Here is a 20,283-nt window from a genome sequence, read left to right as displayed (position 1 = left end):
ATATTTATACGGTATATAGAATTGCATAATGATAAACTACACATTACCTAAGCCTAAGGATTTCGAACATAATATCGACGGGAAAAATACCCATTTACTGACCTTAACGAACCGTACAGGAATGCAGATCGCTTTGACGGATTATGGCGCGAGACTGGTCAGTGCTTTGGTTCCGGACAAATATGGCAACTTGGTGGATGTGATTTTGGGTTTTGATAGTATTCAAGGTTATCTACGTGCGCAAGAAAAATACCATGGGGCGACCGCAGGAAGATTTTGTAATCGTATTGCCAATGGAAAGTTTACCCTTGAAGGGCAGAAATATACACTGGCACAAAATAATGGTTCTAATAGCTTGCATGGTGGTCCAGGAGGTTTTCATGAACGTGTATGGGACAGGCAGGTAAGTTTCAAGAAAAAGATAGACTTCTATTATGTATCGCCCGACGGAGAAGAAGGGTTTCCGGGTGAATTGAAGACCAATGTATCCTATGAACTGACAAACGAGAATGAGATCGTTATCCAGTTTAGGGCTACCACCGACAAAACTACCGTCCTGAACCTGACAAATCATGCTTATTTTAATCTGAACGGAGAGGGAAATGGAGATACGCAGAATCATATCCTGCATATTCCATCCGAGAAGTTTATCCCTATCAATGCGCAACAAATACCTATAGGTGAGGAATATCCTGTGCGGGGAACAGCTTTCGACTTCACGACACCGAAAAAAATCGTGAAAGATCTACATGCCGAGGAGGAGCAATTACGATTTGCACATGGCTATGACCATACCTTTGTCAATATACAGCCCATCAATACGGCCGCTGCAACCGCTTATGCCGAGCAAAGCGGGATTTCGTTGGAAGTATTCACATCCGAACCAGGAGTGCATTTATATACAGGCAATTTTTTGACCGATGACAAAGGTAAATCCGGTCATAAATACTTGAAGTATGGTGGATTTTGTCTGGAAACACAACATTATCCGGATAGTCCGAACCATCCCGATTTTCCAAATGTCATACTGCATCCCGGAGAGGTCTTCGAAAGCAAGACGATATACAAGTTTGGGGTTCGAAAGTAATATACTTGGGCAGTAATAAGGATTCGGAAAAGTATTTGTATTTTACTGATAAAACCATTGGAAAGAAGCAAACCTTTGCGTGGATTCTACCGGATAATCCATCCCTATACCTCCATATCCTCGTCAAATAATATATTTCCTGCCGGATCATCGATGTCGATACTGTTTTCATTTATTTCAGTTTGGATTTTCTGCTGTGCTTCCGGATTGGGCAATTCCTGTACTTTTCGTAGCTGACGTTCGATAGCTCGGCTTCGTACGCTGGCCTGGTCGATGGTGTTGGTGGCTTCCTGTAGTTTTTTCTTGGTTTTTTCCAATACGGTGCCGAATTTTCCGAATTCTGTCTTGACCACTCCGAGGAGGTCCCAGACCTCGCTGCTTCTTTTTTCGATGGCCAATGTCCTAAAACCCATCTGTAGGCTGCTCAGTAGGGCGCTCAACGTTGTAGGGCCTGTGATGGTCACTTTATAGTTTTTCTGAATGAGTTCGAATAGTCCGGGTGTTCTTAAAACCTCGGCATACAAGCTTTCAAAAGGCAGGAACATAATACCGTATTCGGTCGTGTTTGGCGGATCGATGTATTTTTCTTTGATGTCTTTGGCGTTTTTGATGATTGCATTTTTAAAGGACTTTTTCAATTCCTCTACTTTTTCGGGATTGCCCTCGTCATAAGCGTCAACTAATGCTTCGTAATCCTCTTTTGGGAATTTGGAATCTATGGGGAGCCAAAGGGTTTTTTCCAGATTGTTATTGTTGGGGAGTTTTATGGCAAATTCGACGATTGCTCCGCTGTTCGTTTTGGTTTTGACGTTTTTTTCGTACTGCTCGTTGGTGAGGAGGTCTTCGAGGATATTGGCCAATTGGTATTCGCCCAGAATTCCTCTTGATTTGACATTGGTCATTACCTTTTTGATGTCGCTGACACTGTGGGCGAGGGTCTGCATTTCGCCCAATCCTTTGTGCACAAGTTCAAGGCGTTCGCTGATCAGTGTGAAGGAATCATTAAACCTTTTTTCCAAAGTACTTTGCAGTTTTTCGTCTACGGTGTTCCGCATTTCTTCCAGTTTCTTGTTGTTGTCGTCCTGCAGATGCCTTAATTTTTGCTCGACTGTTTCACGTATTTTTTCCAGTTTGGTCTCGGTTTCATTTTTGATCTGTTCCTGTCTGAATAGTAGATCATTGAATTTTTGGCGTTGTAACTCGTTGAAATCCTTTACGTTTGCAGTAAACTTTTCTTCAAAGGATTTTAATCCGAAAGCCAGCTCCGTCCTATTGTTTGAAAATTCCGTCCGTATCAAAGGATCTATCTTTGAAATCTCCAGGTTGGACCGGCTCATTTGTGCCGTTAGTCTATCGTTGTCGGAATTAGGCTTTTTAAGTAGTGAAATCAAAATATTGACGACCAACAAGAGGAGGCCGATGATCAAAAGTATTTCTGTCAGTGTCATGGGCAGTGTTTTTTTTGTGGATCTGCTAAGATATGATGGATTTTTAAATATACAAAAATCCAGAACAGGATCAGCGTGATAACGTATTTTTAGTGTTCTCGAATTTTTGTCTTATCTCCAGGTCGTTTTTTCGCTACAAAAATGCCTAGGAAAAAATATGTTAGGGATTGGAATGAGGCTTTTTCGTATTTCAAGCGCTACAAATTGAGGTCATCAAAACGCTACAATTTTTAAATTTATTTCGTTTTGGTTTATAGTTGATATTTATATTAGGTTTTGTTAATCAATATAATATAAAACAATGAAAAGTTATTTAGCAGAATTTTTTGGTACCTTCTGGTTGGTATTCGGAGGGTGTGGGAGTGCGATTTTTGCGGCAGGGATACCCGAATTGGGGATAGGTTTCGCAGGTGTTGCGCTGGCGTTTGGTCTCACTGTGCTTACGATGGCGTATGCTGTGGGGCATATATCGGGTGGACACTTCAACCCGGCGGTTTCGTTTGGTTTGATGGTTGGGGGGAGATTTGATAAAAAGGAATTGGTTCCTTATATCATTTCGCAAGTACTTGGTGCTATCGCTGCGGCAGGTGTCTTGTATCTGATCGCATCGGGAAAGGATGGGTTTGGGATTGATAACACGGCGGCAGGAGCATTTGCAGCGAATGGTTATGGAAATCTGTCTCCCCAGGGATATGGTGTGGGCGCAGCTTTTGTAGCCGAGTTTGTGCTTACGGCGTTTTTCCTGATCGTGATCTTGGGAGCAACGGACAAATGGGCTAATGGTAAGTTTGCAGGTATTGCGATCGGATTGGCATTGACATTGATCCATTTGATTTCTATTCCGATTACGAATACTTCGGTCAATCCGGCACGTTCGACATCACAGGCATTGTTTGCAGGTGGCGAATTCCTTCCTCAGTTGTGGCTGTTTTGGTTGGCCCCTATTCTGGGAGCTGTTGTAGGAGGGGCTATTTACAGGTTTTTGTTGCAAAAAGAGCAGACAGCAGGTTAGCCGGTAACACAAGATGGAATTGATGGATGGTCGGAAATAGGTTTTTCCGATCATTTTTTTATTCATAAACAGTATGTTTCATCCGAATAAATTGTTCTTAAAAGGCGATGAAGCTTGCATGAGCTGGTTTATTCATATCCTTTTCTGAGTGGCAGCTCATGCAGGTTTCCTCTATAATAATAAGACTTCAATGGCAGAGGAGAGACCGATTAAATTCATTTTTATATACCATGCGATTATATTGCATATAAAAATGAATTACTCATGATTTTTTTTGCTGTAGGCATTCGTGAATGCAGAGCATTTTATCTAAGTTTGTCTGAGATAATCCACAATTTTGATGAATTGGAAACAACTTTTGTCTGCAAAGCGATGGGGGTATGAAGGGCGTATTCCCCACGAACAATTTGATGCCCGTTCGGAATTTCAACGTGATTATGACCGTTTGATATTTTCTTCTCCCTTTCGCCGTTTGCAAAATAAGACGCAGGTTTTTCCCTTGCCGGGGGCTGTATTTGTACACAATCGTCTTACCCATAGCCTGGAAGTTGCTTCAGTTGGCCGGTCTCTGGGCCGCATGTTCTATAATGAATATAAAAGACAATATCCGGATGTCGATGAACAGATTCCTCTATTGCAGGAGATAGATACAATTGTCGCGACTGCGTGTTTGGCACATGACTTGGGTAATCCGGCTTTTGGACATTCTGGCGAATCCGCTATATCAAATTATTTTACGGGTAAGGGTATTTGCTTTAAAGATAAGATGATGGATGAGGAATGGGCCGATTTGGTAGCTTTTGAAGGAAATGCGAATGCATTGCGGGTGCTCACACATGCATTCAACGGTAAGGATCCCAGTGGTTTTGCATTGACATATAGCTCATTGGCATCCATTATCAAATATCCATGTGCGGCAATAGAGGGAAGTAAGAAGGGCATTCTTCACCGCAAGAAATATGGTTTTTTTCAATCTGAGCAAAAGACATTTTTGCGTCTTATGGAAGAATTGGGTATGCAGAAGGATGAAGAGGGAGAGACAGTATATAAAAGACATCCTTTGGTCTACCTGGTGGAGGCTGCTGACGATATCTGTTACAATATTATTGATCTGGAAGATGCCCACCGGTTGAAAATACTGAGTTATGAAAAGGTAGAGGAATTGCTGCTTCCTTTGTGCCAAGATAGACAGCTTAAGGAAAGATTGGCTGGACTCAATGATGCAGAAAGCCGCGTAAGCTTGATGCGGGCAAAGGCCATCAGCACACTTATCCGTGCTTGTGCTGAGGTTTTTATTACCAACCAGGAGCAGATTCTCTTAGGATCTTTTGATAAAAGTTTGGTGGACGCATTGCAAGGTGTGCTCTTGGAGGCGATGAAACGTATCGAGAAGATATCTTACGAAAAAATATATAATGCCTCTTCGGTAGTCGAAATAGAGGTAGCAGGCTATAAGGTGATGGAAGGTCTGCTCGAAGAATTTATTCCGGCCTACCTTGCGGATAGGCCCAGTAAATTGGATCAGAAATTAACAGACCTCATACCTGTACAATTCCATAGTGGTAGTGTAAAAGTCTATGATAGGATCAGAGATGTACTTGATTTTGTGTCGGGCATGACGGATCTATATGCTTTGCAGCTCTATCGCAAAATCAAAGGTATATCGATAGCGACATTGTAAAATCATACGAAGGATTTCTTTTTGATCATGTTTTTGTGTGGGGATTTGGAAGTCCCGTATAAAAATAATATTTTTGTCGTATAGATTTTGAAAGGAGAAAGTTATGGATGCAAAGATTACATTGTCCTTTGATGAGGATACCATAAAGGATGCCAAGGCATTTGCCTCCAAGCATGGCATCAGCCTATCCCGTCTTACGGAGTTTGTCTATAAGCAGATGACCTCCAAGAATTATGCCTCTTTGGAAGATCTTCCGATTTCGAATTGGATCAATATCGTAGCCGAAGAAGGCGTCGAATATAAAAAATCACCATCCCGTAAGCAGCTCAAGGCCGAGTTTTACAATGCCAAGAAATGAGGGTTTTTGTCGATGCCAATGTGATTGTGGCGGTGCTGAACAGACAGTATCCTCTGTTTCCGTATGCCGCTAAGATTTTAAGCCTTGCGGACAATTCTAGGTTTCGGGTGTACACCTCACCGATCTGTTTGGCTATTGCGTTTTATTTTGCAGAAAAGAAAAGTGGCACATTGCGGGCCCGGGAGAAAATAGCCTTATTGTCTAGGAAATTGGACATTACGACCACAGATGTAAATACAGTATTGTCGACGGTTAGAAATACGGCTGTCCATGATTTCGAAGACGGATTGGAGTATTATGCAGCAGTTCAATCTTCTTGTCAGATTATTGTATCGGAAGATGTGTCGGATTTCTATTTTTCGGAAATTCCGGTGCAAGATTGTGAAACGTTTTTGAATACTATATAGATGGCAATGTACACCTACCTACTATAGGAAGTGCAATTGCAATATGCATACATGAAAGTTGTTATAGCAGAAAAACCTTCGGTAGCCCGGGATCTGGCTCGTGTGATGGGAGCGAAGGAAATAAAGGATGGATATATCACGGGAAATGGTTATGCATTTACCTATGCTTTTGGGCATTTAGTTCAATTGTGTACCCCGCAAGCGTATGGCTATGCCACATGGGCGGTGTCCAATCTGCCGATTATTCCAAATGAATTTCGCCTAGAAGCCAAGAAGATCAAACGGGATGGTAAGCAGATGGATGATGCAGGGGCATTGAAGCAACTGAATACCATAAAAACTTTGTTGCAGGAAGCGGAAGAAATCATTGTTGCTACCGATGCGGGACGTGAGGGTGAACTGATCTTTCGGAATATCTATTATTACCTGGGTGCTAAGGTACCGTTCAAACGGCTATGGATTTCTTCCCAAACCGACAAGGCCATACGGGAAGGTTTTGCCAATCTTAAAGACGGAACGGAGTACGATAGTCTGTATATGTCGGCCAGATCCCGTTCGGAATCGGATTGGCTGATCGGTATCAATGCCACGCAGGCATTGACATTGGCTGCAGGAAACAAGGGGTTGCTATCGTTAGGCCGTGTGCAGACTCCGACCTTGGCGATGATATGTTCCCGCTTTTTGGAGAACAAGGATTTCAAACCTCAGGCATTTTACAAAATACAGGCAGGATTTGAAAAAGATAGTATTTCGTTTAAGGCGACTTCCAACAAAATCGACAAAAAAGAGGATGCGGAGGCCGCTATAGCTAAGATTACAGTAGGCGCACTGGCAAAAGTCGTCAAAGTCGAAGCGAAAGAAACCAAAGAGCAACCGCCGCTACTGTTTGACCTGACTTCTTTGCAACAGGATGCCAATAAGAAGTATGGCTACTCTGCCGACCAGACGCTGAGTATTGCGCAGACTTTGTACGAGAAAAAAATCATTACATATCCGCGTACGGGTTCGCGCTATATCGGCGAAGATGTGTTTGAGAAGATTGAAGAATTGTTTCAACATTTGGCAGATACTGCGAAGGAAAGTATTGCTGTCATTTCCCGTAATCTTATTGGGGCAAAGCTCAACAAACGTTCGGTAGACGACAAAAAAGTGACGGATCACCATGCTTTATTGGTCACGGAAGAAAAGCCAGGTCCTATGCCTATAGATCAGCAAAATATCTACAACATGATTGCCAAGCGTATGGTGGAAAGTTTCTCGGAAGTTTGTCTGAAAGATATTACCACGGTTACTATCGATGCGCAAGGTATAGAATTGATCGCCAAAGGAACGGTCATTAAACAGTACGGGTGGAGGCTTTCATCTGAGCAGGTCGATTTGCCTGATGAAGATAAGAATTCTGATGATCAGGACAATGAAAATGCACAATTACCTAAGCTGACGGCCGAAGAACTGTTAGAGATCATGACCTTGGAACTTGCCGAACGCTTTACCAAGGCCAAACCTATTCATACGGAAGCCTCCTTATTGAAGGCTATGGAAACTTCGGGTAAGGAGATCGAGGACGAAGAGATGCGTCAAGCCATGAAAGATTGTGGTCTAGGAACACCTGCTACACGTGCTGCAACTATTGAGACTTTGTTTCAACGCGATTATATCAAACGGGATAAGAAAAAGCTCATCCCTACAGAGAAAGGATTAGCTGTGTATAATCTGATCAAAGATCGTTCGATAGCCAAGGTGACGTTGACTGGAAAGTGGGAACAGAAACTGGAGGAGATGCGGGCTAACAAAGTGTCGTACGACGTGTTTATGAAACATATCAAGGATTATACCGCTAAGATTACCAAGGAACTGTTGCAATTGCGCATTGCTATTCAACATGAAGAGATACAACCACAACAAAAAGGCAAGATAAAGTGTCCAAAGTGTCAATCCGGAAATATCTTACTATACGATAAAGTTGCCCAATGTGACCATTATGCACGGGGATGCGATTTCAAGATATGGCGTACATTGAATGGTGTTTTTTTAGATGAAAAGGAAATGAAAAACCTCTTGGAGAAGGGAAAAACCTCGGTACTGAAAGGTGTGAAGAGCAAAGATGGGCAACTTGTGGAAGCGCCATTGGTTTTTCAAGAATTTAAAGTAGGAGTAGGGAATACTGGATAATTGAGTAAACGAAACTATTAAAATATTTATGCTTAACCGAGAGAGATTACAGTCTAAACTGTAATCTCTCTATCAATACCCTGGATTTGGCTCCAAATTTTTGTTTACTTGTCTTTCTGATGCAGGGATGGGCAATAGATAGAATTTGCTGTCAAATTTATAGGTGCCATTTCCCTCATTGACCTGGCTGACGAAGTTTTCGAGAATGGATGTTGCTCGTGTTCTGTCCATTCGAACCAAATCGAACCATCGTAGAAATTCGCAGGCAAGTTCCAAGCGGCGTTCGTGGAAGATGGCCTCCCGAAAGTCTTCCTGAGAAGTAAGATCTGTAGCTTCGTATAGCGTTGCGTCGCCTCTATCCCGTATATTGTTTAGGATTTCTAAAGCCTCACCATTGGCTTCAAATTCCAGTTCGTTCAACACTTCAGCATACATCAGTAAAATGTCCGTATACCGCAGGACAGAAAGATTGACATCATTGTCTTCGGGAATGCCAGGAACGTCGCCGTGTGCATATTTTACATATAGCAATGTTTCCGTGTCGATGACGCCACTGCTCGTTGTATATCCTTTTTGTATGGTGACGTCTCTTCTGATATCCTGTTCTTCATAGCTTTCATAGAGATCCTTGGAGACAGCAAGCCATAGGGAACGTCCACCATTTGGAAAGAGGGGCGAACGGATATTTTCGGGTACGAGCGTGTACACCAACTGATTGCCTTGATTGATAAGTCCAGAGGTGTACTGTATCTGAAATACGTGTTCTTCGCCATTGTCTTTTGTGTTTTTAAAGCAGTCAGCAAAATCGTCGTACAGGTTGTAGTTTTCGGAATCGATAACTTCTTCCAAAGCTGCTTTTGCTTTGTCGTATTGCTTGTTGAACAGATATAATCTACCTAACAGACCAAATGCCGCATACTTGGTAGCACGGCCGATGTCTTTGCCCGTACTGGTCTCCGGTAATAGTTCGCTAGCCGTTATAAGGTTTTGCGCTGCAAAAGTCAGTGTGACTTCGACAGAGGGACGCGTAAGCTGTAGCAATTCTTGCTCGGTCATGACACGATCTACAATGGGAACACCTCCAAACAACCAGCTTAATTGGAAATAGCAAAACCCTCGGATAAAAAGTGCTTCACCTTTTATCTTTTTTTGCAGATCAGTATCCGTGAACTGTCCTTGATCGATTTGGTCCAAGATGTTATTTGCCCGGTCGATGATGGTCCAATAAGCCGACCAAAGTGAAAGCACGTTGGGATCACTGGCATCCAATGTATATCGGGTGTAGGGGTTGTTGGTCGATGTACTGATATTGTCGCTCAAGCTTTCGACCACTAAGGGATACTGATAACTGTGTATGCCCCTCAATCCGCCGTATGTCCCGCCAATGGCCAAAGAAAAGTCTTGCTGTGTTTTGTAAAAATCGCGTGCATTGTATTTGGATGGAGGAGCTAGTTCCAGTTGTTTTGAACAACCGGGAAACAAGGACACCAACACAATAAGGATGATGAAATGATAATATATATGTAGTCTCTTCATGATATTAAAATGCTAATTGGACACCAAAGGTGAATCTTCTGGAAATAGGATAGGAGCCATAGTCAATGCCCGCAGCTGTGCTTTCATTGCCATCCGAGTTGTTTGCTTCGGGATTAGCACCTGGATATTTGGTAAATGTATAGAGGTTGTCCGCCATCACATATAGACGGGCCTTTTTCATACGTAGTTTGCCCAAGCTTTTTTCACTGAGGGTATAGCCAAGAGTGATATTGCGGATACGCAAAAAGGAGGCATCGTACAGCCAAGTATCGTTGTAAATGGGATTCACGCCAAAGAAATTGGGTGTTTTTCCGTCCCATTCCATATTGGCTCCTGCCGGAATGGATGCCTTCATCTCTTCCGTCTTGTAAGAATGGAGCCATCGTGCGTACTGATTGCTTCCTTCGCCGACACCATTGTCAAAACCTCTTCTTCCTTGATAGAATATTTTTCCTCCCTTGGAACCTTGAAGATCAAAACTGAAATCAAATCCCTGGTATGTGATCTCATTGCTGAAACCATAAAGAAAGTCCGGCTGATTGCTTCCCAATATGACATAGTCGTCCGTATTGATGATATTGTTATGGTCTTGATCTACAATACGGATATTGCCTTCCTGCTGTCCATTGGCAATAGGTACTAATGCATTGCCATCGTTGTCAAAGTGGTGGGGCAATAGCAATCCCTCGGTTTGGTACATATAATAACTGCCTATGGGGTGTCCGGCTTTTGTGATGAAAGCATCTGCTCCCCAAGTATTCACGACAATATCTGCGGCTGTCCCCATGTCGAGTACCTTATTCCTGTTGAGTGAAAAGTTGAGGCTACTCGTCCATCTGAAATTGGTTTTTTCAATATTGGTGGCTGTAAGTTGAAATTCTAAACCTTTATTTTCTACAGCACCTGCGTTTTTGCGAATATTAGCGAATCCAGACAACCTTGTCGTAGGTACATTCAGAAGTAGGTCGGTCGTCTTGTTGCGATAGGCATCGGCGATAAATTGCAAGCGACCGGCAAATAGGTAAACATCTAATCCGATATTGACACTTTGTGTTTTTTCCCAGCTTAAATCCAGATTAGGGATGGTGGAAGGGACCAACCCGTTGAATAGTTCGCCGTTGAGGTTGTAATTTTGTGTGGCTAATAAGGCGATATGTTCGTAGTCTCCTATACGATCATTACCTGCCAATCCCCAAGAACCTCTGATCTTGAGCAAGTCTATAAAATCTACATCCTTTAAAAAAGCTTCTTCATTGAGCTTCCATCCGGCAGAAAAAGCAGGAAACAACCCCCATTTGTAGTTTTGTCCAAACCGTGAAGAACCATCGTAACGCGCCGAAGCCATGAAAAGATACCGATTGAGAAGTTGGTATTGTGCACGGCCAAAGTAGGATGCTATGGTATTGGCTGTTGCATTGGATTTTGCTAGGGTAGGTGTACCTGCATTATCGAGCCAAGGATTTAGGTCGTTTGGATAATCCATTCCGCCACCGGCCAGGTATTCTTCGCTATTGCGTTCAAAACTTTGTCCTGCCAATAGTTCCAGACTGTGATCTTGCCCCAGATCTGGTGTGTAGGTTGCCGTATTCTGTATGCTCATATTGAACGAATTGCGGTTTGTGGCAAATCCGGCCGCCTTTGTGCCACCATTGACATTGAAGGGGATAAATTCGTTGTACGTTGCATTGTGGTAATTGTAGCCGAGCTGCGTACGTAGTTTGAGCGTTTCAATGGGTTTGTATTCTGCGAAAGTATTGAGGTGGAGATTATGTCCCCTGCCATTGGCAGTCATTTCGGCCAATCTTACCAACGGGTTGATGAAGGTATGTGCCTGGGAATAGCCGGTGCTTTCTGTATTTTCATCCAGACCCACGACGGGTGGCATGACGATAGCATAGTGGGCATTGCTTTCCTTTCCCTCTGTTTGTGGTGCTTGTTGACGGCTCAGGGCTGTGGCAATATTTGCTCCTATGTCTATTTTTTCATGTATATGGAATAGTGTATTGGCCCGAAGATTGTAGCGTTCAAAACCTGTATGGCGCATGACACCTTGCTGGCTCATATAACCACCCGAAACGTTGAATGTTCCGATTTCACCTCCCCCGGATACGGTGAGGTCATAGTTTTGCATGGGGGCAGATCTGTAAATGGCTCGTTGCCAATTGTTATTGGGAAGAGAAGAAGGATTGTTATAGGAGTCGGGGTATTGGAATTCAGCAGGGCGCTCATGTACAGGGGCAGATAGATCCCCACCTGTGAGCCGGTATCTTTCATTTCGTACAAAACGGATATAATCCGTATATTGATAGGTATCCATCATTGGTAATATGCGTTCTACTTGCTGGAAGCCTGTATATCCATTGAATTCTATCGACGTTGCACCTTCAGCACCGCCCCTTGTCGAGATGACTATCACGCCATTCGCACCACGGGATCCGTAGATGGATGAAGCAGCTGCATCTTTCAATACTTCGACCGATGCTATATCCCGTGGATTAACATTGCGCATGTGGCTTTGTGGAAGGCCATCAATGACATACAATGGGCTGCTGGAGGCGGTAATGGTATTCATCCCCCGAATCTTGATATTCATGGCACTGCCGGGCAAGCCGGATTGCTGGCTCACGCGTACACCGGGGATTTTGCCGGCAATTCCCTCTTCTGCGGTGCTAATGGCCTGTTGTTGAAAAGCACTTCCTTTCAGGGAACTGATCGCTCCGGTGACGTTTTGACGAAGCGCTGTCCCGTATCCTACCACGACTACCTCATCAATCGATTTTGTTTCGTTGGAAACGAACTGTACATCGATATTTTGTCGTCCCTCAACCAATTCGGTCACATTTTTCTTGCCGTCCGTTCGGAACACAAGGAGCGCATTGCTTTCCACCTGGGATAGTTTGTACATCCCGGATTGATCGGTTTGTGTCTGATTCTGTGTTCCTAGGACTTGGATCGCAACACCGGAAAGTGGCGTGCCATCATGGTCTTTTACAGTACCTTGTACGTCAATTTTGGCTAAAGTGTCGGTTTGTGCAGTGGAGATTTGCGCATGGATATCGAATATGGGAAGCGCTGCTATAAATAATGTGGATAGGATAATGTAAATACCGTGAAATTGAAAATAACACTTTGTTTTCTGCATATACGTAGATATTCGTTTACAAATTTTTTGTCGGCTTTTGGCCAAAACAAAATAAATAGTCGTGTGAATGACACTACTAAAACGCAGAAAGCAGTGTTTTGTTATGTTTTTGTAATATTTTTTTTACATTACTGTGTTTTGAGGTTTAAGGTAGGCATAGCTCACTAATAGAATAGCGAATGTTGAATGAGCCATCCTGTACAGCATGGTTACATAAATTGCATTGTCCGTCAAAAAGCACAATGTATGGAGTTGTATAGCTGTCATTCATGGCTCAATATATCTGTAAGGGCGGTTTCCAAAGTAGGAAATTTAAAAACAAAACCTTCGTTCGACAAACGTTTGGGGATGACCCACCTGCTTTTTAGGAGAAGCTCAGTCTCTGTACGAATCACTACAGCTCCCAGTTCCAATAGCCATGCTGAGAAGGGTAAGCCTATTGTGACGTGCATAAGCCTGCGGAAAGTCTGCATCAATGTCCGGTTGTCCACCGGTGTCGGGGCGGCACAATTGAATACACCGCTTAGGTGCTTATGGGATTGTATGTATAGGATGATGCGGTATAAATCCTCGATGTGTATCCAGCTGAACATTTGTTTACCATTGCCTTGCTTGCCACCCAGTCCGAAGCGAACCAGGTTTTTGAAGGGAGTCATTACACCACCGTCGAGACCAAGCACGATGGTTATACGGAGGGCAACTTGTCGGGTATCGGGCAATTCGAAACCAAAGAAAGTCTTTTCCCAAAGTTTGGCAACTTCTACCGAAAATCCTGTGCCTATTTCACCATGACTTTCCGTCATAGCTCTGTCTTCCGCATTTCTGTAAATGGTCGCTGTACTCGCGTTTATCCAGATTTCGGGCGGATTGGAGCAGTGGGACAGCGCTTCGCCGAGGATTCGGGTGGTTTCGGTCCTAGAAGAGAGTATCTCTGCTTTATTAAGTTTGTTGTAACGACAATTAACCGATTTTCCCGCCAGGTTTATCAGCATTTCGGAATTCTCTAATGCTTCAATGATTTTTCTGGAATCATTCCAAGGGATACCACCGTTGCTCCGTGCAATGGATACAACTTGATAGCGTGATGCCAGAAACCGTTTTGTCAGATATTTTCCTACAAATCCGCTTGCTCCTGCTATAACTATTTTACGTTCCATTTTTAATCGAATTGGTTTTTCAGATCTTTTTCTAAATTATTGAATACATATTCGTGCTCTTGTTGGATGCCGAGTTTTTCCATGGGTTCCCAATAGAACCTAGGTGTCAAAACGGAAGTGTACGTCGTAATCCTTGTCATTTTGCATTTTCCCTCCTCAATGGGTTCGAAATAATAGATAGCTTCCTTGAAACCCAGCCAGTTTCGCCCTACAAGTGTATAGTCCACCACATCCATTTTTAATACCTTTCCTCTTTCATATTCCGTAACAATTTCCGTTATTGTACCTCCTCCAAAGTCTGCATTGCTCATCCTGCCTCCTTTGAAATAGCATATCCTTTTGGCTCCTACCTCTTCTTTTTCCAGCACACATTTTACTGGAATGGGCAAGTCAAATTGCAATAACAAAGGTTTTTCAGCATCAAGCGTATCTACTGATTTGATAGCATCAAAAACTTGTTCGGGGCTGTAATCGAAAATCTTTTCGGTACTTACGGAAATGATTTCTTCCTTTTCTTTCTTTAAATAATGCTCAGATGGCGCAACAATCAGAAAGGGGAGAAGAGGCAAAGTAAGAATGGATAGTTTATTTGTATCGTTGATTTTTCGGTATCTTTTTGCTAATCGAACGACCACATATCCAAGAAAAATGAAGGGTATAACCAAGACAATTGCCATGACAATACAAATAACACCGGACATGCCGGGTATGTAAATAGCAATGAGCAACAAAACTGTCGTGAGAATGGCACCATGTAAAGCATATTTTCTGACTTTCATGGTTCCGACAGCAATGCCGAGCACAACAGGAAGAAGTACAAATAACGTCCAGCTATAGTCTGTAAGACCCAAGAACAGAAACAGGATACCTGTTCCGATAAATAAAGTTGTGATGAGAATGGATAACCGAAAACTTTTGTCTTGTAGTATCTTTTTCATTGCTGTCGGATTTGGTTTTTAGCGTTTCTTATCTAAATGCCGGGGGAACTGCTCTTCTTTGTTTAGCAATACGCTTACCGCGGAAGAATAAAAACATATTTAAGAACAGCATAATGCCCAAGTAAATACTGAATCCTCCAATTTTGTAGCTCAGTTTTTCGATAAGTTCCTGTACGGTGGACTGATGGAGATACATTTCCAATATGTACAACGCAAAACCCACGTTCAAGAGGTAAAAACCGATGCGGAACAGGTTGTTGGTCGCTTTGGCCACATCGGGCCTTCCTTCGAATATGTCGTTCATGTAGACAATACTATTTTTGAACAAGACAATGGCTACATAATACGTCAGACCAATAGCGACAGGCAAGTAGATGGCATAAGCGATGACAGTTAGATTTTCCATGACTTTATTGTTTAAGGGTTAATGAATGTGTTTTATTTTTTGAGAGTAAATAGATAATAAGCATGTTGTTGAAATGGAGTCCTGCTAGTAGCAGTATTAATAAACCTGTTTTGACGGAGACACTGGAGATCAGTGAGCTCCAATCAGAGACTTTGCCCCAAGTGCTGAACTGTAATATGGCGTACCCGATGTTGAACAGGTAATAGGCGATTAGTAACAGATTGTTTGTCGTATCCGTGATATCCTTACGTTGATCAAAAAGTGTGAGGATGAATATCCTTCCATTGCGGTGGAACATCTTGCCGACCCAGTAGATAATGTAGACGGTGACCGTGCCAAAGATGAGGTATGCAAGGATATTGTAATTCATGGCTAATGGCTATACGATGAGTTTAAACAATTTTATCAATAAATCTGCCCGATTGGACTGAAAGACTTTGTTGGCTATGGTCTCCAGTTGGTCGGTAAGCACCTGTATGTCTTTTACCGTTTGGTGGAAAGCCTTGCCGTCTTCCGTTTTGTCTTCTTCTGTTGCTTGGGTGATATCTTTTAAGATATCCATCACGGGGTCGAGTTCTTTCTTTTTGCGCATGATGGCAATTTTCATCGCCCATTTCAATACGTCCTTCTCAGCAACGAAATACTCTTTTCGGTCGCCTGCGATGTGTTTTTTGTAGACGATGCCGTACTCGACGAGTTGGCGGATGCTCATATTGGCGTTCCCTCGTGAGATGACCAACCTTTCCATGATCTCGTCTGTGGATAGAGGGGCATTGGAGGAGAGGAGGAGAGCATGTACCTGTGCTACGGATTTGTTAATGCCCCACTCTGTCCCTAGTGTACCCCAAGTATCTATAAATTGTTGTTTTGCTTCTTGTAATTCCATCTTGCCGTACTTGTTTATTCAAAATTATAAATAGTTTTTGAATTTTCAATAATTTTTGAAAATAAAATATTATTAAAATTTTGCTTTAAAAAAAGTTTTGGCCCGAGAGGGCCAAAAAAATAACTAGATGAAACGACTGTAGTCTTTTGTTTTCAAGGTGTCAAGGTCCTTCTATTTCGTCGGGAATGGGGGTGGGTTGTTCTACTGGAGGTTGTTGTTCACTCTTTTTTTCTTTATAGAGGACACTATTCAATTGATCCATATCCAACTCGTTTTCCCATTTGGCGAGCACGAGCGTGGCTGAAGCATTTCCGATGATATTGGTCAGCGCTCTGGCTTCACTCATGAAGCGGTCTATACCGAATACGATCGCGATGGATTCTACCGGAATATGCCCTACGATCGGCAGCGTTGCGGCCAAGATGATAAAGCCGCTTCCCGTGACGCCTGCTGCTCCATTGGAGGTAAAAGTAAGTACAAAGATCAGAAACAATTGTTCGCTCAATCCCATGGGCTGCCCGATGGCCTGGGCAAGGAAGATAGCCGCCATGGTCAGGTAGATCGCCGTACCATCCAGATTGAAGGAATAACCGGTGGGGATCACCAACCGTACCAAGGATCTGTTGCATCCGGCTTTTTCCATCTTTTCCATGATGGCCGGCAACACCGATTCGGAAGAAGAAGTGCCTAGTACAATAAGTAACTCTTCTTTGATATATCCTAAAAATTTCCAGATGCTGATCTTGTATCGCCACAGCAGGATACCGAGAAATACAAAGATATAGATCAGACAGGCTACATAAAACCAAATCATCATCAGGCCCAATGATTTGAGGATACCGAGGCCATACCGTCCCACGGTAAAGCCTATTGCACCCATGGCACCGATCGGAGCGACTTTCATGATCATTTTGATGACGAGAAATATCCCATCCAAAAAAGATTGCATGACCCGTTTTACCGGGTCGGCCTTTTCGCCCATCTTTGAAAAAGCAAAACCCAACAGCACAGCAAAAAACAGCACCTGCAGAATATTCCCCTCCGCAATAGAGCCAATGACATTATTCGGAATGATGTCCAATAAAAACTGCACCACACCTTTTTGTTCTTTGCCGCCTTCGATGTAGGATCCTACTTGCGAGGTGTCCAAGGTAGATAAATTGACATTCATACCTTCGCCCGGTTTGGCAAGATTGATAACCACCATAGCGATAAACATGGCCATAAAAGTGGTCAGTTGGAAATAAATCATGGATTTAACACCAATCTTACCTACTTTCTTGACATCTTCCATACCTGCAATACCCAACACGATACTACAGAAAATCAAAGGAGCGATGATCATTTTGATGAGTTTGATAAAACCATCGCCAAACGGTTTCAGCGCAACACCCATTTCAGGATAGATATGGCCTAAAGTAGCACCAATAATAATAGCCACAATGACTTGAAAATAAAGCGTCTTGAAAAGTTTCTTCATGTATAATATTAGGTTGAGAGTCGTTGTCCTCGCATGTTAAAATTAGATTCTATGTTTGTTAGCGCCGTAAAAGTATCATTTTTTTATCAATTGACCGTAAAAATCTGTTAAATTTTTGATAAGATGAAAAAGGTAGTGAAATTGTTTTAAAATGTTGATCTGGTATATGCTGTGTAGATTCGGAGGTTTTTAACGTGATGAAGTGGTAGGAAAACTTTACCTTTGCTATGGTATGGCGACAACACTTTACAATCCGTTTTTAGACTTTCAATTTGACAATCAAACTTGTTTTTTGACTGGAAGGCAATTGCAATCGGAAGACGAACGTATTCAAGTCTTTCCGGTATGGATGATGCGTGCATTTGATTTGGAAGAAAAACCTTTTAAGATGCTTGATGAGCGTATCGTAACCTACAAACAGCTTCAGGTGCCCTGTTCAGCAGATGTCGCTTCCTTATTTGAACAAACAGAAATCAAGGTCGAGGAAGCTGTGCAGCAGGGGTATGAAGCGGTAAGAAACTTGGATGAACTTGTTTTGTTCCATTGGGTAGCCAAAATATTGTATGGCGTGGTCTTTAACGAGATACAAACCGGGATTCGTCAATCGATGCTTTCTGGCGAGCCGATGAATTTTTCTCAAGCTTTGGTACACAAGTTTCGCAATCTGCACGCTATGTTGCAGTCTATTGTGGTGAATATGGAGTTCGAACAGCGAAATCCTTTTACCATTCAGATCTTTCCGGTGGCAAATGCACCTGAAACCTTCTCCTATAGAGACGAAATCAATACCTTGATATTTTCCTTACGTATGCATGATTTTGCCATCATCGCCACTTTGCAGGACAATGGTACGAATGCTATCTATCATGAAGATGTTTTGAAAAAAATAGATGGCTATAGGCTGCATCCTATACAGTTTGAGGAAATCTGTGCGCGTTATTTCTATTCTGCTTATTTATTCAATCGCTTGCCGGAATATACTTATATGGATACTGGAAAGAGAGTTTTTGTAGAGCCGATGCCCCTCAATGATTGGACATTGAAGCCTATCTTCGATCCTTGGCAGGCCAAAATTTATGGACAGGTTCTCGAAAATTTTTGGAAACCATGGGGATATACACTATTTGAAATCATTAAAGATCCCGAACATCCTATGACTTTTCTTACGGATGAAGAGGGGAGTTTCAGAGCACATGTGGATGTACCTTTGCTGGGATAAAGAATTTTGGCTTGTGTTTTGTGGAGAGTTTAGCAGGGGTAATTTCATAGATAAGAGGTATAATGGTTGTGAATAAAGTGTTGCTTGTGGCTGTTGGGATTTGTTGGGGCATATTGATTTATGCTCAGGAAAAAACTGTTGTACCAAAGGACACGAGTATTGTAAGAGTTGTGGATAAGATCCCTCAGTTTCCCGGAGGGTTACAGGGATGGCGTCGGTTTTTAGAAAATAATTTGGATATTGGTAGGGCTGTTCAAGCTTTGGACAGTGTCGCCTATGTAAAATATGGTTCGAGACAGACTGCTTATCTTGAGTTTACGGTATGTGAGGATGGTGAGGTTTGTGATATTGAGGTGCTTAATAAGGATGGGGTAAGTCCCGAATTTTCGCGTGAGGTACTTCGTATTATGAAAAAATCCCCAAAATGGGAGCCTGGAAAGGTAGCTGACAAACCGGTTAGGACACGGTTCAAACAGCCGATTACAGCTGTTTTGGATCTTTGAGTAGACAACCAACCCTATGTCTGTGGTTGATGATCTGCCGTCGAGGTGGGACTATGGATAGAAACCGAGGGAGGATACTCATGTAGGGTATAATATCTGTTGGACCAACTGTTGCAGTACGGGAATTACCCTCTCTTGAAACCATGGATTTTTTCGCTGCCATATGAAATTTCTAGGGGAGGGATGAGGTAACGGGAAGAACCGAGGGAGGTATTCATGGTAGTTTTTTACGCTGTCGGTTAGACTCCTGTACTTTTCATTTTTCAGATAATATTCTTGAGCATATTTGCCGATCAGGAGAACCAATTGGACATCGTTGAGCTTTTTGAGAATCTGAGGATGCCACAATGGTGCACATTCCTTCCGTGGAGGGAGATCTCCGTTTTTACCTTTCCCCGGGTAACAAAGACCTGTGGGTAAGATCGCAAATTTTTGGGTGTCATAAAAATCCATATCGGATACATTGAGCCATTTTCGGAGCTCTTTTCCACTTTGATCGTTCCAAGGGATGCCCGATAGATGTACTTTTATGCCGGGAGCTTGACCCACAATTAATATTTTGGAAGTCTGGTCTAGTGTAAAAACAGGGTGCGGATCGTACGGTAATTTTCCTTCGCATACACGACAGGCTTTTATTCGAAACATAAGTTCGTCGAGATTTTCCTCCATTTTGGTGGTATTGAAATTGTGTCGATAATATAAGAATTATTTTTGATGCTTAAAAAACTAAAGGTCAAAATCTATAGAATATCGAGTTAATGGGGCTTTTCCAAAAAAATATCGTTCAGTTTTTCAGCCGGTTGCGGATTTTATTTGTTTTAAGGTTTTTTTTGTTTTGGATATATGGGTTT

Annotated in this window: 18 protein-coding genes; 8 read left to right on the top strand and 10 right to left on the bottom strand. The window is 42.6% G+C overall.

Translation table 11 applies throughout. The features are described 5' to 3' along the window. The first annotated feature begins 28 nt into the window (after positions 1-28). Complete coding sequence (locus tag G5B00_RS17255) at positions 29-1,087, top strand: aldose epimerase family protein (RefSeq protein ID WP_205966464.1); 1,059 nt, start codon at positions 29-31, stop codon at positions 1,085-1,087. Positions 1,088-1,191: 104 nt separating this feature from the next. Here the strand turns inward: G5B00_RS17255 and G5B00_RS17250 are convergent, their stop codons facing one another. Then, positions 1,192-2,535: a DNA recombination protein RmuC gene (locus G5B00_RS17250; RefSeq protein WP_163878525.1), complete on the bottom strand. Its 1,344-nt coding sequence runs from the start codon at positions 2,533-2,535 to the stop codon at positions 1,192-1,194. Positions 2,536-2,836: 301 nt separating this feature from the next. On the opposite strand from G5B00_RS17250, the gene aqpZ reads away from it, so the two are divergent. The 5 genes from aqpZ to G5B00_RS17225 all read left to right on the top strand — a co-directional run bounded on the left by aqpZ (position 2,837) and on the right by G5B00_RS17225 (position 8,165). Further along, a complete protein-coding gene (gene aqpZ, locus G5B00_RS17245) occupies positions 2,837-3,547 on the top strand; it encodes an aquaporin Z (protein WP_163878522.1) in 711 nt (236 codons plus the stop codon). 340 nt (positions 3,548-3,887) lie between these two features. Continuing rightward, entirely contained in the window at positions 3,888-5,228 is a 1,341-nt protein-coding gene (locus tag G5B00_RS17240; protein WP_163878519.1) for a deoxyguanosinetriphosphate triphosphohydrolase, read from the top strand. Positions 5,229-5,331: 103 nt separating this feature from the next. Then, positions 5,332-5,586, top strand: a complete 255-nt coding sequence (locus G5B00_RS17235; protein WP_163878516.1) for a DUF6364 family protein — start codon at positions 5,332-5,334, stop codon at positions 5,584-5,586. Then, positions 5,583-5,993, top strand: coding sequence for a PIN domain-containing protein (locus G5B00_RS17230; protein WP_163878512.1), 411 nt, complete (start codon positions 5,583-5,585; stop codon positions 5,991-5,993). The genes G5B00_RS17235 and G5B00_RS17230 overlap by 4 nt, the downstream gene beginning before the upstream one ends. A gap of 51 nt (positions 5,994-6,044) precedes the next feature. Beyond that, positions 6,045-8,165, top strand: a complete 2,121-nt coding sequence (locus G5B00_RS17225; RefSeq protein WP_163878509.1) for a type IA DNA topoisomerase — start codon at positions 6,045-6,047, stop codon at positions 8,163-8,165. 72 nt (positions 8,166-8,237) lie between these two features. On the opposite strand, the gene G5B00_RS17220 is transcribed toward G5B00_RS17225, so the two are convergent. The 8 genes from G5B00_RS17220 to G5B00_RS17185 all read right to left on the bottom strand — a co-directional run bounded on the left by G5B00_RS17220 (position 8,238) and on the right by G5B00_RS17185 (position 17,710). Then, positions 8,238-9,701, bottom strand: coding sequence for a RagB/SusD family nutrient uptake outer membrane protein (locus G5B00_RS17220; RefSeq protein ID WP_163878506.1), 1,464 nt, complete (start codon positions 9,699-9,701; stop codon positions 8,238-8,240). Between the two features lie 4 nt (positions 9,702-9,705). Continuing rightward, entirely contained in the window at positions 9,706-12,843 is a 3,138-nt protein-coding gene (locus G5B00_RS17215) for a SusC/RagA family TonB-linked outer membrane protein (protein WP_163878503.1), read from the bottom strand. 263 nt (positions 12,844-13,106) lie between these two features. Next, positions 13,107-14,000: a TIGR01777 family oxidoreductase gene (locus G5B00_RS17210; RefSeq protein WP_163878500.1), complete on the bottom strand. Its 894-nt coding sequence runs from the start codon at positions 13,998-14,000 to the stop codon at positions 13,107-13,109. 2 nt (positions 14,001-14,002) lie between these two features. Further along, positions 14,003-14,938, bottom strand: coding sequence for an SRPBCC family protein (locus tag G5B00_RS17205; protein WP_163878497.1), 936 nt, complete (start codon positions 14,936-14,938; stop codon positions 14,003-14,005). Positions 14,939-14,966: 28 nt separating this feature from the next. Further along, positions 14,967-15,344 carry a hypothetical protein gene (locus tag G5B00_RS17200; protein ID WP_163878494.1) on the bottom strand — a complete coding sequence of 126 codons (378 nt, stop codon included), beginning with the start codon at positions 15,342-15,344 and terminating at the stop codon, positions 14,967-14,969. 4 nt (positions 15,345-15,348) lie between these two features. Continuing rightward, positions 15,349-15,714 carry a hypothetical protein gene (locus G5B00_RS17195; RefSeq protein ID WP_163878492.1) on the bottom strand — a complete coding sequence of 122 codons (366 nt, stop codon included), beginning with the start codon at positions 15,712-15,714 and terminating at the stop codon, positions 15,349-15,351. Positions 15,715-15,723: 9 nt separating this feature from the next. Beyond that, positions 15,724-16,230 (bottom strand): GbsR/MarR family transcriptional regulator, encoded by a 507-nt coding sequence (locus G5B00_RS17190; protein ID WP_163878488.1) that lies wholly within the window; start codon positions 16,228-16,230, stop codon positions 15,724-15,726. A 160-nt stretch (positions 16,231-16,390) separates the two neighbouring features. Further along, positions 16,391-17,710, bottom strand: coding sequence for a dicarboxylate/amino acid:cation symporter (locus G5B00_RS17185; protein WP_163878485.1), 1,320 nt, complete (start codon positions 17,708-17,710; stop codon positions 16,391-16,393). 232 nt (positions 17,711-17,942) lie between these two features. On the opposite strand from G5B00_RS17185, the gene G5B00_RS17180 reads away from it, so the two are divergent. Beyond that, entirely contained in the window at positions 17,943-18,929 is a 987-nt protein-coding gene (locus G5B00_RS17180; protein WP_163878482.1) for a hypothetical protein, read from the top strand. 62 nt (positions 18,930-18,991) lie between these two features. Then, complete coding sequence (locus G5B00_RS17175) at positions 18,992-19,432, top strand: energy transducer TonB (protein WP_163878479.1); 441 nt, start codon at positions 18,992-18,994, stop codon at positions 19,430-19,432. A 78-nt stretch (positions 19,433-19,510) separates the two neighbouring features. On the opposite strand, the gene G5B00_RS17170 is transcribed toward G5B00_RS17175, so the two are convergent. After that, complete coding sequence (locus tag G5B00_RS17170) at positions 19,511-20,101, bottom strand: uracil-DNA glycosylase family protein (protein ID WP_163878476.1); 591 nt, start codon at positions 20,099-20,101, stop codon at positions 19,511-19,513. Positions 20,102-20,283 lie beyond the last annotated feature (182 nt).

It is taken from the genome of Parapedobacter sp. SGR-10, assembly GCF_011030405.1.
Taxonomy (GTDB): domain Bacteria; phylum Bacteroidota; class Bacteroidia; order Sphingobacteriales; family Sphingobacteriaceae; genus Sphingobacterium.
This window is presented reverse-complemented; position numbering and strand designations above follow the sequence as displayed.

Bases quoted from the DNA above. Each gene is read 5' to 3' on its own strand.
- G5B00_RS17255 (WP_205966464.1), top strand. From the start codon at position 29: ATGATAAACTACACATTACCTAAGCCTAAGGATTTCGAACATAATATC.
- G5B00_RS17250 (WP_163878525.1), bottom strand. From the start codon at position 2,535: ATGACACTGACAGAAATACTTTTGATCATCGGCCTCCTCTTGTTGGTC.
- aqpZ (WP_163878522.1), top strand. From the start codon at position 2,837: ATGAAAAGTTATTTAGCAGAATTTTTTGGTACCTTCTGGTTGGTATTC.
- G5B00_RS17240 (WP_163878519.1), top strand. From the start codon at position 3,888: ATGAATTGGAAACAACTTTTGTCTGCAAAGCGATGGGGGTATGAAGGG.
- G5B00_RS17235 (WP_163878516.1), top strand. From the start codon at position 5,332: ATGGATGCAAAGATTACATTGTCCTTTGATGAGGATACCATAAAGGAT.
- G5B00_RS17230 (WP_163878512.1), top strand. From the start codon at position 5,583: ATGAGGGTTTTTGTCGATGCCAATGTGATTGTGGCGGTGCTGAACAGA.
- G5B00_RS17225 (WP_163878509.1), top strand. From the start codon at position 6,045: ATGAAAGTTGTTATAGCAGAAAAACCTTCGGTAGCCCGGGATCTGGCT.
- G5B00_RS17220 (WP_163878506.1), bottom strand. From the start codon at position 9,701: ATGAAGAGACTACATATATATTATCATTTCATCATCCTTATTGTGTTG.
- G5B00_RS17215 (WP_163878503.1), bottom strand. From the start codon at position 12,843: ATGCAGAAAACAAAGTGTTATTTTCAATTTCACGGTATTTACATTATC.
- G5B00_RS17210 (WP_163878500.1), bottom strand. From the start codon at position 14,000: ATGGAACGTAAAATAGTTATAGCAGGAGCAAGCGGATTTGTAGGAAAA.
- G5B00_RS17205 (WP_163878497.1), bottom strand. From the start codon at position 14,938: ATGAAAAAGATACTACAAGACAAAAGTTTTCGGTTATCCATTCTCATC.
- G5B00_RS17200 (WP_163878494.1), bottom strand. From the start codon at position 15,344: ATGGAAAATCTAACTGTCATCGCTTATGCCATCTACTTGCCTGTCGCT.
- G5B00_RS17195 (WP_163878492.1), bottom strand. From the start codon at position 15,714: ATGAATTACAATATCCTTGCATACCTCATCTTTGGCACGGTCACCGTC.
- G5B00_RS17190 (WP_163878488.1), bottom strand. From the start codon at position 16,230: ATGGAATTACAAGAAGCAAAACAACAATTTATAGATACTTGGGGTACA.
- G5B00_RS17185 (WP_163878485.1), bottom strand. From the start codon at position 17,710: ATGAAGAAACTTTTCAAGACGCTTTATTTTCAAGTCATTGTGGCTATT.
- G5B00_RS17180 (WP_163878482.1), top strand. From the start codon at position 17,943: ATGGCGACAACACTTTACAATCCGTTTTTAGACTTTCAATTTGACAAT.
- G5B00_RS17175 (WP_163878479.1), top strand. From the start codon at position 18,992: ATGGTTGTGAATAAAGTGTTGCTTGTGGCTGTTGGGATTTGTTGGGGC.
- G5B00_RS17170 (WP_163878476.1), bottom strand. From the start codon at position 20,101: ATGGAGGAAAATCTCGACGAACTTATGTTTCGAATAAAAGCCTGTCGT.